The organism is Methylosinus sp. C49, from assembly GCF_009936375.1.
Lineage (GTDB): Bacteria > Pseudomonadota > Alphaproteobacteria > Rhizobiales > Beijerinckiaceae > Methylosinus.
In genome coordinates, this window is record NZ_AP022332.1 from 1,241,149 (window position 1) to 1,254,164 (window position 13,016).

At 63.6% G+C, this 13,016-nt stretch carries 9 protein-coding genes; 3 read left to right on the forward strand and 6 right to left on the reverse strand.

The features are described from left to right. The first annotated feature begins 202 nt into the window (after nucleotides 1-202). The gene (locus GYH34_RS05905) at nucleotides 203-799 is read left to right on the forward strand and encodes a hypothetical protein (protein WP_161912764.1); all 597 of its coding nucleotides are present in this window, start codon (nucleotides 203-205) and stop codon (nucleotides 797-799) included. Between the two features lie 969 nt (nucleotides 800-1,768). On the opposite strand, the gene polA is transcribed toward GYH34_RS05905, so the two are convergent. The 3 genes from polA to GYH34_RS05915 all read right to left on the reverse strand — a co-directional run bounded on the left by polA (nucleotide 1,769) and on the right by GYH34_RS05915 (nucleotide 5,954). Continuing rightward, nucleotides 1,769-4,756, reverse strand: a complete 2,988-nt coding sequence (gene polA / locus GYH34_RS05910; protein ID WP_161912765.1) for a DNA polymerase I — start codon at nucleotides 4,754-4,756, stop codon at nucleotides 1,769-1,771. A 328-nt stretch (nucleotides 4,757-5,084) separates the two neighbouring features. Then, the gene (locus GYH34_RS21725; protein ID WP_174242374.1) at nucleotides 5,085-5,252 is read right to left on the reverse strand and encodes a hypothetical protein; all 168 of its coding nucleotides are present in this window, start codon (nucleotides 5,250-5,252) and stop codon (nucleotides 5,085-5,087) included. A gap of 123 nt (nucleotides 5,253-5,375) precedes the next feature. Further along, complete coding sequence (locus GYH34_RS05915; protein WP_244635290.1) at nucleotides 5,376-5,954, reverse strand: LexA family transcriptional regulator; 579 nt, start codon at nucleotides 5,952-5,954, stop codon at nucleotides 5,376-5,378. Between the two features lie 365 nt (nucleotides 5,955-6,319). Between GYH34_RS05915 and GYH34_RS05920 the strand changes: the two genes are divergently transcribed. Beyond that, on the forward strand, nucleotides 6,320-6,613 hold the full coding sequence (locus GYH34_RS05920; RefSeq protein WP_161912767.1) for a hypothetical protein: 294 nt from the start codon (nucleotides 6,320-6,322) through the stop codon (nucleotides 6,611-6,613). A gap of 66 nt (nucleotides 6,614-6,679) precedes the next feature. Here the strand turns inward: GYH34_RS05920 and GYH34_RS05925 are convergent, their stop codons facing one another. From GYH34_RS05925 to GYH34_RS05935, 3 genes are all read right to left on the reverse strand, one after another. Beyond that, complete coding sequence (locus GYH34_RS05925) at nucleotides 6,680-9,394, reverse strand: valine--tRNA ligase (protein ID WP_161914908.1); 2,715 nt, start codon at nucleotides 9,392-9,394, stop codon at nucleotides 6,680-6,682. A 158-nt stretch (nucleotides 9,395-9,552) separates the two neighbouring features. Continuing rightward, nucleotides 9,553-10,836: a phosphopyruvate hydratase gene (gene eno, locus GYH34_RS05930; RefSeq protein ID WP_161912768.1), complete on the reverse strand. Its 1,284-nt coding sequence runs from the start codon at nucleotides 10,834-10,836 to the stop codon at nucleotides 9,553-9,555. Between the two features lie 113 nt (nucleotides 10,837-10,949). Beyond that, the gene (locus GYH34_RS05935) at nucleotides 10,950-11,756 is read right to left on the reverse strand and encodes a creatininase family protein (RefSeq protein ID WP_161912769.1); all 807 of its coding nucleotides are present in this window, start codon (nucleotides 11,754-11,756) and stop codon (nucleotides 10,950-10,952) included. A gap of 240 nt (nucleotides 11,757-11,996) precedes the next feature. Between GYH34_RS05935 and GYH34_RS05940 the strand changes: the two genes are divergently transcribed. Further along, nucleotides 11,997-13,016 carry an ABC transporter substrate-binding protein gene (locus tag GYH34_RS05940; RefSeq protein ID WP_161912770.1) on the forward strand — a complete coding sequence of 340 codons (1,020 nt, stop codon included), beginning with the start codon at nucleotides 11,997-11,999 and terminating at the stop codon, nucleotides 13,014-13,016.

A 13,016-nucleotide genomic window follows, 5' to 3' on the forward strand; every position in this document is an offset into this window, starting at 1 on the left:
CCGGGGTGGGGTTCCACGGCAAAGACTCGGGGGCACCCCCTCCCGAGCGCCTTCGGCGCTCGACCTCCCCCCTCGAGGGGGAGGTAGACGCGCCTCTTCCGGCGCGCGTCTCGTTCCCTGCCGACTTTCGCGCGTATCTTTTTTGCACAGCGGAAGCCCTTGAAAAACAAGGGCGCTGCGCGTGTCGCAAAAGTCTTGAATCATGCGCCGCACCGACCAGCGCAAAAAACATAGCGCGCTATACTCGAAGCTAGCGGTAACAGGGTTCAGAACCACAAGACGTAATGAATGGGGAGAGCGGGTCATGTTCGGATGGTTTCGCAAAAAGTCCGTAACGAGAGAGGCTGATACCGAGGCTTTCCGTTTGGGCGAACGTGTGGCTCAGGAGATTTTTGCTTCTTTCGATCACTTCATGAAAAGTCGATTTTGCGGGCTGCATGATAACTATCTCAACGTTCTGCGAGGCAATTTTCAAACAGATATTGGGATAACAGACGCCCCTCCTATGACAGCGGCGCGGATTCACTACGAAATTTTTCTTGATGAGGTCAGTTACCTTAAGCAAAAGATGAACGATGAGGTTGCGCATCATATGAATAGTTGGATTGAAATAGCCGATGAAACCGGATGTCGTCCACATTTAGAGCAGTTCTTTCAGCAGGAGGTTAGTAAATTCTGTGACGACTTGGCGATAGCTGGACGGACGCTTTTCACCGATTATGCAATTCCTCTCAAAGACGCGGACGTTTCTTGGCGTAAGGTGTATCCAGAGTTGGCCGAAAAGTTTCCTGAGAAATAAGCCGGAACGCCTTTTTCCAGTCTGGTATCGACGTTGAGGCGCGGGCTCTTTTCGCGCGTATAATGGCCGCGCTTTAGCAAGCGTGCCCCCGCTTTTTGGCGCGAGGCAATGACCGCGCGCTGCCGCTTCCTCTATCGCGATATTGTGATTAGGCTCCCGCATCGGCAAGCACACTGAAGAGGAAACACACATGGGAATGAGCGACGAACCGTGGGAGATTTTGAAGAAACGGCGACCAGCTGCCCCACCTCGATACCTCTCACCTGATGATGCTTTGAAGACTTTCGGCTCCCTTCAAGGTCTTAAAACAGACGGATTGTTTGATACGCCTTACTATTTATCCTTCGATAAGCCGGAAGGTCGTTGGGAGCCGAAACTCGACTCAATGAAGCGACTGACAGGATATTTTCTTATCTCTCGAAAAAGGTAAGCTTGAAGTCGTATAACCGGCCAACTTGGAAACGGCGCCGACGGTTTCCGCGTGTCTCCCGCCGCCCCACCTTGACAAAATCGGAAAATATTCCTATACTCCCTCACCCTCGCCGAACGGCAAGGGCCTCTCTCTGGGGTAGGAGCGGGGCCGGCGGGGGCGCGGTTTCGAGAGACGCGGGGCGGCTACCCTCGTTCACGCGCTCGACGCCACTCCGCCGGCGCGGCTTCTCCTTCGTGCGGAGGCATTTGGGAACAAATGCAAAAGCCGGCCGAATATCCCAGGCTCGCGCGGGAATAGACTACCTGAAAGGGAAAAACACACCTGGGTCGGGAGGCGGAGCAGAGGAGGGGCAGACCGCGTTCGGGACGTCAAAGCTTCCGATGCGTCTTTTTATAAAAAGGCCCTGGCCGACGGCGGCCGCGGCGTCCCGAACGACCTTGCATCACCCGCGACGCGGCGGGGCGCATTCGCGCGCCCTGGAATCGCGAGACGAGCCCGGCCATGACGTCGGGAGGCGACCGTGGCGTCGCTTCAAATCAATGCGCCTCGTCCCAATTCTGCGCGGCGCGGGCTTCCACTTCCAGCGGCACGGAGAGCGTCACCGCCGGATGCGGCGCCTCTTCCATCACGCGCTTGACGATGCGGATCGTCGCCTCGGCCTCTTCCTTCGGCGCCTCGAACACCAGCTCATCATGCACTTGCAGCAGCATGCGCGCGCTGAGCTTCTCATGCGCGAGGGCCTCGTCCATGCGCGCCATGGCGCGGCGGATGATGTCGGCGGCCGCGCCTTGGATCGGCGCATTGATCGCCGCGCGCTCGAAGAAAGCGCGCTCCGAGGCGTTAGAGGAGCCGATGCGCGGGAAATGGCATTTGCGGCCGAAAATGGTGGTGACGAGGCCGTTCTCCCGCACGGCCTTGCGCGTCTTGTCCATATAGGCGCGAATGCCGGGGAAGCGCTCGAAATAGCGCTTGATATAGGCGGCCGCCTCCTCGCGCGGAATGGAGAGCTGATTGGCGAGGCCGAAGGCGGAAATGCCATAGATGATGCCGAAATTGATCGCCTTGGCGCGGCGGCGCACCTCTGACGGCATGCCCTGCACCGGCACGCCGAACATCTCGCTCGCCGTCATCGCGTGAATGTCGATTCCATCGGCGAAGGCCTGCCGCAATTGCGGAATATCGGCGATATGCGCGAGCAGGCGCAATTCGATCTGCGAATAATCCGCCGAGATGAGCACATTGCCGCGTTCGGCGACGAAGGCCGTGCGAATCTTGCGCCCAGCCTCGTTGCGCACAGGGATGTTCTGCAGATTGGGGTCGGACGACGAGAGCCGCCCCGTCGTCGTCGCGGCGAGCGCGTAAGATGTGTGGACGCGATGCGTCGTCTTGTTCACGAAAGTGGGCAGCGCATCCGTGTAAGTGGATTTGAGCTTGGAGAGCTGTCGCCAATCCAATATGCGCGCGGCGAATGTATTGCCGCTCTCGGCCAATTCGTCGAGCACGCTGGCTGACGTGGACCAGGCGCCGGTCGCGGTCTTCTTGGCGCCGGGCAGGCCCATCTTGCCGAAGAGAATATCGCCCAATTGCTTGGGCGAGCCGAGATTGAAGCTCTCGCCGGCGAGCTCGTGAATCTCGGCCTCGAGCCGCGCCATATCCTGCGCGAATTCGCCGGAGAGGCGCGAAAGAATATTGCGATCGATGGCGATTCCGCGCCGCTCCATTTTGGCGAGCACGCTCACCATCGGGCGCTCCAGCGTCTCATAGACGCTGGTCATATGCTCGGCGGCAAGGCGCGGCCTCAGCGCGCGCCACAGACGCAGCGCGACATCGGAATCTTCCGCCGCATATTCGGTCGCTTTGTCGAGCGGCACGCGCGCGAAGCCGATGAATGTGCGGCCGGAGCCGGCGACGGCGGAGAAGGGAATGCATTCGTGGCCGAGATGCTTCTTCGAAAGCTCGTCGAGGCCGTGATTATTGCGGCCGGCGTCGAGCACATAAGAGATCAGCATCGTGTCCTCGATCGGCGCGACATCGATGCCGCAGCAGGCCAGAACGAGGAGATCATATTTCATATTATGCGCGATCTTCAGCACGCCGCGCGCTTCCAATAGCGGCTTCAAGCGCGCGAGCGCTTCCGCAAAGGGAATTTGCACGGGCGGCGGATCGCCGCCGAGCAGATCGGCGCCGGTGGGCGCGACATGCTGCAGCGGAATATAGCAGGCGCGTCCGGGCGCCGTCGCCAGCGAGACGCCGACGAGATCGCAGGACATGGGATCGAGCGAGGTCGTCTCCGTATCCATGGCGACGACGCCGATGGAAAAAGCTTCCGCGATCCAGGCGTCGAGCCGCTCGAGCGTCGTCACCGTCTCATAGAGCGAGCGATCGATCTTGGTCGCGACGCCTTGCTCGCGCCGCGCCTCGGCGAGCGCGGCCGGCGAGAGCGCGCCCTTCTCTCCCGTGGGAGCTGCGGGCGCGCCCGGCGCTGCGGCCTCCGGCGCGGGCAGGGCGGGCGTCTCGGCGACCTCGCCATTGCGGCCGCGCCATCCCGCCGGGCCGACGAAGGCCGGGTCCGGCTCGATCTCATTCGCCTCGACGCCATAGGTCTCCGCGGCGCGACGCGTGAGCTGCGTGAACTCCATCGCCTGCAGAAAGGCGACCAGCGTCTTGCCGTCCGGCTGATGCAGGCCGAGATCGTCCAGCGGAATCTCCAGCGGCGCGTCATCGACGAGCTTCACCAGCTTCTGTGACGTGCGGATGAGCGCGACGCTCGCAGGATCGGTCAGCGTCTCGCGGCGCTTGGGCTGCTTGATCTCGCCGGCGCGCGCCAGCAGCGTGTCGAGATCGCCATATTCATTGATGAGCTGCGCGGCGGTTTTCACGCCAATGCCCTTGGCGCCCGGCACATTATCGGTGGAATCGCCAGCGAGCGCCTGAACATCGACGACTCTCGAAGGCGGCACGCCGAAATAATCGACCACCTCGGCGACGCCGATGCGCCGCTCCTCGCGCGCGCCTGAAGCCGGATCATACATCGACACTTTATCGTCGATGAGCTGCATCAGATCCTTGTCGGCGGAGACAATCAGCACATCGGCGCCGCGCGCGCGCGCTTGCTTAGCGTAAGTGGCGATGAGATCGTCCGCCTCATAGACGTCCTGCTCGATCGGCAGCAGGCCGAAGGCGCGCACGGCCGCGCGCATCAGCGGAAATTGCGGAATGAGATCGTCGGGCGGATCCTGACGATGCGCCTTGTAGTCCGGGTAGATCTCCTTGCGGAAGGAGTTCTCCGATTTGTCGAAGATGATAGCGAGATGCGTCGGCGTGAGATCGGCCGCGCCCTCGCGGATGAACTGAAACAGCTTGGCGCAGAACAGCCGCACCGCGCCGGTCGGGAGGCGGTCCGTGCGATAATTATATTTCGCGTCCTGCCGTATCGACTGGAAATAGGCGCGAAAGACGAAGGACGAGCCGTCGACGAGAAAGACGCGGCTGTCGGGACCGACGGGCTTATGTGTGAGAGTCATTGCGCGAGGAGCATGAACGCTAGGCCCTCATAGAGAGGGCGGAAAGGGCGCGCGCAAGATAGCCCCGATCCCTCGGCATGGATACCCCCGGCTCGTCTCCCGGCTCGGCGCCGCGCAGGCAAAAAGGCCTCGCGCGGCCGAAGCCGGCGAGGCAGGGGGATCGTCACACTTACGGCGCCGACGGTAACGTCTGCGCCGCGCCGTTGAACCGCCAATCGGCGAGCGGTGACGGGTCCAGCGGCGCGCGCAAAAAAATCGCCCCGCTCGGGCGCGCGGGGCGAAGCGAAACGAGACGAATTCGGGTGAATTGCGGCTCGCCGCGCGTTCCTCAATTGATCATGCGCGAGGTGGCGCCGGTGTCGCCGGTCACGCTCGCGCTCTTGGGGGAAATCCATTCTGGAACCTTCGTCAGCGCGACGGCGACGAAGGCGACGAGGCCGACCGCCCATATGACGATCTTGCCGTAATTGGCGCCACTATGAACGTTCAACGCCATTGTTCCCTCCGTTGGTTTTTGTTCTTTGGTCTCACGGCCGGATGGCTCGGCCATGCTGACGATGGCGAGACGGCAGGGGCTTTGACACCGCCAATTCGCGAAAGCGGAGGGGTCCAGCACGCGTCAGAGCAGAGATTCGGTCCAGCGAATGCGGCCGTGGACGCAGAGGCGCTCGGCGTCGGCGCGCTCCAGCCTCTCGGGCTCGTAGCAGGCGCGATTGTCGGAGATCAGCGTGATCGCGCCATCCACATTGCGGCGCACGCGACGGATCAGCGGGCCGTCGTCGAGCGAGACGAGATAGACGGCGTCGCCGATAATGTCGCGCTGCGAGCGGTCGATCAGCACGATCGCGCCATCCTCTATTGTCGGCCGCATGGAATCGCCGCGCGCGCGCAAAAATTCGAGCGCGTCGATCTCGGTTCCGAGGCGTCGCAGCAGAGCGCGCGGAAAGGCGATCCGCTCGCCGGCGATTTCGCCCTCCGCCTCATTGATCCGCAGCGGCGGGATTTGCGCCATATCCGGGCCGAGCGGAATCGCCGGCGGCGCGCCGGCCTCGAATATGGGAGCGCCGCGATCCAGCACCAGCCAGTCGAGCGAGACGCCCGTCACCTCGGCGATGCGGCCGAGCTTTTCGGCGGAGGCTTCGGTCTCGCCATTGAGATAGCGGCTATAAGTGGAGGAGGTGACACCCGCGTCCCGCAAGATTCTGGCCGGACCGCCCGCCACATCGACCGCTTGGCCCAATCTCCGCGCGAGGCCGGCTCTGTCGAATACGGGATTTTCCTTCGTTTCCGGCACACTCTCTCTCATATATGCTTGACAGAGACGCGCGAATGCGGGACCTTCGGCGCGGAGTTGGTTTCCATTTACGGTTAACACGCCGGATGTGGCGTGTCACCGTGCGGCTTGTTGCGCCCATGATTTGCAGTTGGAGAGATTTCGTTCGACGCGACGGCCTGCGTGACGCGGATCGGTTTGGGCGTCGGGACCGTCGCCGTCCCACGGAAACGGGCCTCGCGCCGCTGTGCAATGACAATCAGGCGAGGGAACTCCCGGGCGCTGCGCGGATGGGCGACGCCGGCGATCGGCAATTCGCCCTGGCTCTCTCGCTCGCGCGCATGTTGTTGGCGACGCGCGGGCAATTCGCGCTCGCTCTACGTGATCTCTCCTTGGCGCGATCGGGATGCGAGTCGCCGAATGCTTTCACGCTCCGGATAATCGAGCAAAAGACGGATGAGGCGATCTACGCCTTGGGGCGGGGCGGATCGGCGATGCTCGAGGAGACGCTGCGGCGCGCGATCGACGACCTTGCGAAGGAGATCGCCACGGAAAGGAGCGGCGCGCCTCGCCTCGCCGATTAGGCGGCCGCCTCTGCGAGGGCCGCGCCGCCGTCCTTCTCAGGACGACGGCCGAACTCTGGGTGCGGCTCAGCCGAGCCGCTTGGCCGCGGCTGTCAGCTTCTCGATGCGCTCGCGCGTCTCCTCGAGGCGCTCGCGATTTTCCTCCACCACCTCTTCCGGCGCTCTCGCGACGAAATCGGCGTTGCCGAGCTTGGCCTCGATCTTCTTCGCCTCGCCTTCCAGCTTGGCGGTCTCCTTGGCGAGTCGCACCTTCTCCGCCGCGAAATCGATGACGCCTTCCAGCGGTATGGCAGCGAGAACGCCGCGCACGATCAATTGCGCGCTGCTCTTGGGCGCGGCGTCGACGAAGCCGATCTGCGAGAGGCGCGCGAGCTTGCGCAAAGTCTCGTCCCAGCGCATCACGCGGGACTGCACGTCAGCGTCGGCGCCGACGAGGACGAGAGGAACTTCCGCGCCGGCGGGGAGATTCATCTCCGAGCGCACGGAGCGCACTTCCGAGACGAGATCGACGATCCAGCCGATTTCGGCTTCCGCGGCGGCGTCCTCGAGGCCGGAAAGATCGGGCCATTGCGCCAGCGCCAGCGGCCTTTCCCGCGCCGGACCTTCGAAACCTTTGACGCCCCACAGCTCCTCGGTGATGAAGGGCATGAAGGGATGCAGCAGAGCGTAAGTCTGATCGAGCAGGAAAGCCGTGGTGGCGCGCGTCTCGTCCTTGGCGGCGCCGTCCTCGCCTTGCAGCAGGGGCTTGGCGAGCTCCAGATACCAATCGCAGAACTGGTTCCAGACGAAGCGATAGGCCGCATTGGCGGCGTCGTTGAAGCGATAGGCCTCGATCGCTGCGGCGATCTCGGCCGAGGCGCGCGCCGCCTCGCTGACGATCCAGCGATTGAGCGTGATCTGATTATTCTTGGGGTCGAAGCCGGCGACGCGCGCGCAGCCGTTGATCTCGGCGAAGCGCGAGGCGTTCCACAGCTTGGTCGCGAAATTGCGGTAGCCGACGACGCGCTGCGTCGAGAGCTTTATGTCGCGCCCCTGCGCCGCCATGGCCGCGAGGGTGAAGCGCAGCGCATCGGCGCCATATTCGTTGATGAGGTGCACCGGGTCGATGACATTGCCCTTCGACTTCGACATCTTGGCGCCCTTCTCGTCACGGACGAGGGCGTGAATGTAGACGTCGTGGAAGGGAATCTCCTTTTTGAAATAGAGGCCCATCATCATCATGCGGGCGACCCAGAAGAAGATGATGTCGAAGCCCGTCACCAGAACATTGGTGGGGTAATAGCGATCGAGCTCCTTCGTCTCGTCGGGCCAGCCGAGCGTCGAGAAGGGCCAGAGCGCGGAAGAGAACCAGGTGTCGAGCACGTCCTCGTCGCGCGTCAGCGCCACGTCGCGTCCGTGCTTCGCGTGCGCGGCGGCGAGAGCGGCCTCCTCGCTGTCCTCGACGAAGACATTGCCGTCCTCGTCATACCAGGCCGGTATGCGATGGCCCCACCACAGCTGGCGCGACACGCACCAGGGCTGGATGTTCTCGAGCCAATCGAAATAGGTCTTCTCCCAATTCTTCGGCACGAAATTGGTGCGGCCCTCGCGCACGGCGGCGAGCGCCGGCTGCGCCAGAGTCTTGGCGTCGACATACCATTGATCGGTGAGGCGCGGCTCCAGCACGGCGCCGGAGCGGTCGCCATGCGGCACCATATGCTTATGGTCCGACACCTCGGCGAGCAGCTCGTGCTCCTCCATCATCGCCACCACGCGCGCGCGGGCGGCGTTGCGGTCGAGGCCGTGCAGAGCGGCGACCGTCATATCGAGCTCGGGAGAGGGCGCGACATGCTCGAAGAAATCCGCATTGTCCTTCAGCGTCACCGCGCCTTCGGCGTCGAGCACATTGATGAGCCGTAGACCGTGCCGGCGGCCGACCTCGAAATCGTTGAAGTCATGCGCGGGGGTGATCTTCACCGCGCCCGTGCCTTTCTCGGGATCGGAATATTCATCGGCGACGATGGGGATGAGGCGGCCGACCAGAGGCAGGCGCACATTCTTGCCGACCAGCTTCTTATAGCGCTCATCCTCGGGATGCACGGCCACCGCCGTGTCGCCGAGCATGGTCTCGGGGCGCGTCGTCGCCACGGTGATGAACTCGCCGGTCGGCTGGCCGTCGTGATAGACCACCGGATATTTGAAGTGCCACAAATGGCCCTTCACCTCGATCTGCTGCACCTCGAGATCGGAGATGGCGGTCAGCAGCTTCGGGTCCCAATTGACGAGGCGCTTGTCCTTATAGATGAGCCCGTCGCGATAGAGCTGCACGAAGACTTTCACCACGGCGCGGGAAAGCCCTTCGTCCAGCGTGAAGCGCTCGCGTGACCAGTCGCAGGAGGCGCCGAGCCGTTTCAGCTGCTCGACGATGACGCCGCCCGACTCCGCCTTCCAGGCCCACACCTCTTCCAGGAACTTCGCGCGGCCCAATTCGCGGCGATGCTGCTGGCGTTCCATGAGCTTGCGCTCGACCACCATTTGCGTCGCTATGCCGGCGTGATCCGTGCCCGGCTGCCACAGCACGTCGTCGCCGCGCATGCGATGATAGCGCGCGAGAATATCCTGCAGCGTATTGTTGAGCGCATGGCCCATATGCAGCGAGCCGGTGACGTTCGGCGGCGGAATGACGATGGAAAAAGGCTTCGCGCCGGTGCGCTCCGGCCGGCCGGCGCGAAAGGCGCCCGCCTCTTCCCAGAGCTCGCGCATCCGCGCTTCGATGGTCGAGAAGTCGAAGGTCTTTTCCATGGGCATGGGGGAGAGCCGAATATCCGTGTCGAAGGCCCCCTCCCCAACCCTCCCCCGCTTTGCGGGAGAGGGAGCAGATTCGGGCCTTCATCCAAAGTTCGCGCAATGTCGCCGAATTCCCTCTCCCGCGTGAGCGGGGGAGGGCGAGGGAGGGCGCCTTACACCAGCGCCTTCAGCGCGCTGCGGCCGGCGTAGATCGCCGCCGGTCCCAACTCCTCCTCGATGCGGATGAGCTGATTGTATTTCGCGACTCTGTCCGAGCGCGCCAGCGAGCCGGTCTTGATCTGCCCGCTATTGGTGGCGACGGCGATGTCGGCGATGGTCGAATCTTCCGTCTCGCCGGAGCGATGCGAGATCACCGTCGTATAGGCGGCGCGATGCGCCATCTCCACGGCGGCGAGCGTCTCGGTCAGCGTGCCAATCTGATTGACCTTCACCAGCAGCGAATTGGCGACGTCCTCGTCTATGCCGCGCGCCAAGCGCTCGACATTGGTGACGAACACATCGTCGCCGACGAGCTGAATCTTGTCGCCGAGCGTGTCGGTGAGGAGGCGCCAGCCCTCCCAATCGTCCTCGGCCATGCCGTCCTCGATCGTGACGATCGGATAGGCCTCGGCCAGCTTGGCGAGATAGGCGACCTGCTCCTCTATGGTGCGCGTGACCTTCTCGCCCTCATAGACATATTTGCCGTTCTTGAAGAACTCGGTCGAGGCGACGTCGGCGCCGAGATAAATGTCCTCGCCCGGCACGAAGCCGGCGGTCACGATCGCCTCGACGATCACGTCCAGAGCCGCCTCGGCGGAGGGGAGGTTGGGGGCGAAGCCGCCCTCGTCGCCGACCGAGGTGGAGAGGCCGGCCTTCTTCAGCGCGGCTTTCAGCGTGTGGAACACTTCCGCGCCCCAGCGGATCGCCTCGCGCACGGTGGGCGCGCCGACCGGCAGGATCATGAATTCCTGAAAGTCGATCGGATTGTCGGCGTGGGCGCCGCCGTTGATGATGTTCATCATGGGCACCGGCAGCACGCGCGCCTGCACGCCGCCGATATAGCGATAGAGCGGCAGCGAGGAGGCGTCGGCGGCGGCCTTGGCGACGGCCAGCGAGACGCCCAAAATGGCGTTGGCGCCGAGGCGCGACTTGTTCGGCGTGTCGTCGAGCTCGATCAGCGCCTCGTCGACCGCCACTTGATCCTCGGCCTCGAAGCCGACGAGCTCGCCCGCTATGTCCTCATTGACGCTCTGCACGGCGTCCAGCACGCCCTTGCCGAGATAGCGGGTCTTGTCGCCGTCGCGCTTCTCCACCGCCTCATGGGCGCCGGTGGAGGCGCCGGACGGCACGGCGGCGCGGCCGAAGGAGCCGTCCTCCAGCACGACCTCGACCTCGACCGTGGGATTGCCGCGCGAATCGAGTATCTCGCGAGCGTGAATATCGATGATTTCGGTCATACGGGGCCTCTCCGGCGTCTGGCTGCGCAGTTGCGCGCGTTGTAGACCGAACCGCGCCGCGACGAAAGCCTCCAAAACCGGCGAAAGGCCGGTTCCCTGTGGCGTTTCCGGCGCTATTTCGGCGGCGCGCCGGCCAAGCGCGCGAGATCGAAGGCCTCGACGTCGCGCAGCAGCTCGACGAAGGCGGTCGCCCAATAATCGGCCGCGGCCTCGCCCTTGGCGGCGCTGGCCGCCGCGGCGTCGCCGATCGCCCCTTCCTTCGAGAGGTCCTGCGTCTTCCAGCCGAAGCCGATCGGCCGGTCGGCGCGCAACCAGGTGAAATCGCGCTCGAAATCGGCGCTGGCGGAGCGAAAATGCCGCGCCCGCGCCATATCGACGAAATCCGGCGCGAGCGCGAGCATCAGCGAGGTCTCGATCTCTCCGCCATGGATGCCGAGGCGGATTTCCTCCTCGCCGAACAGGCCGTCGGGATAGCCGAAGCGATGCCAGGAGCAGGCGACGGCGAGCAGCTCGTTGCGAATGCGCAGCTCGAGCGCCGCCTGGGAGATCAGCGCCGAGTTGCCCCCATGCGAATTGAGGAGTACGAGCTTGCGGCAGCCGGCGCGGGCGACGCCTTCGCCGATCTCGCAGAGAAGGCGCAGCGCCGTCTCATGCGAGAGGCTGAGCGTGCCGGGAAAATCGCCGTGCTCGATGGAGACGCCGATCGCCTGCAGCGGCAGGAACAGCGCATCGAGATCGTCCGGCAGGCGGTCTACGACACGCTCGATCATGCCGCGCATGATCTGCGAATCGACGCCGACCGGCAGATGCGGCCCATGCTGCTCGACGGCGGCGATGGGCAGCACGGCGATGACGCGCTCCATCTCGAGGTCGCGGTAGTCAGTGGTGGCGAGGTCGATCCAATAGCGGGACGGAAGCATGGCGGAGAGGGTAGACCTTTCGGACGGGGATCGCCATAGCGGCGCGTCCTTCTCCCGTTTACGGGAGAAGGTGGCCCGACGAAGTCGGGTCGGATGAGGGTCCCTCGGCGTTGGCGCGCGGTTTGGAACGTCGAATGGAGCCCGTTCGGCCCTCATCCGACCCTGCTTCGCAGGGCCACCTTCTCCCACGAGTGGGAGAAGGGAGAACCCGTAGATTGTAGAAAACTGGTGAGGCAATCGATGACGAAACGCTTCGCAGCACAGATCGCGGCTTTGGCTTTCTTCCTCTCCGCCCTTCCGGCCTTCGCGCTGGACAAGGTCTCCTTCGCCACCAATTGGCGGGCGCAGGCCGAGCATGGCGGCTTTTATCAAGCCCTCGTCGACGGCACTTACGCCAAATACGGCCTGGACGTCACAATATTGCAGGGCGGTCCGCAGTCCAACGCGCGGCTGCTGCTCGCCGCCGGCCGCGTCGATTTCTGCATGGGCGCCAATCTCATCCAGACCTTCTCCGCCGTGCAGCAGAAGGCGCCCATCGTCGCCGTCGCCAGCATGTTCCAGAAGGATCCGATCATCTTCATGTCGCATCCGGGCGAGGGCTTCGATCGCTTCGAGGATCTGCCCAAGGCGACCGCCTTCATCGGCAATGACAATCTCGTCTCGGTCTATCAATGGCTGAAACAGGCCTATGGCTTCAAGGAAGAGAAGATCAAGCCCTACACCTTCAACTCGGCGCCCTTCCTCGCCGACAAGAAATCGATTCAGCAGGGCTATCTGACCTCCGAGCCTTTCGAGATCGCGCGCCAGGGCGGCTTCACGCCCAATGTGTTTCTCCTCGCCGATTACGGCTATGACAGCTATTCGACGACGATCGAGACGCGCAAGGAGACGATCGAGACCAAGGCCGATCTCGTGCAGCGTTTCGTCGACGCCTCGATCATCGGCTGGTATCATTACATCTATGGCGACAATAGCGCCGCCAACGCCGCCATCCGCAAGGACAATCCCGAAATGTCCGAGGGCCAGCTCGCTTATTCCGTCGAGAAGCTGAAGGAGCGCGGCATCGTCGACTCCGGCGATTCGCTCAGTCTCGGCATTGGCGCGATAACCGACGCGCGGCTGCGCAGCTTCTTCGACAAAATGGCCAAGGCCGGCGTCTTCCCCGCCGATCTTCCCATCGCCCAGGGCTACAGCACGCGCTTCGTTAACAAGAAGGTCGGGCTGGAGCTGCGACCTTCGCATGCGGCGGGGGCGCAGTGA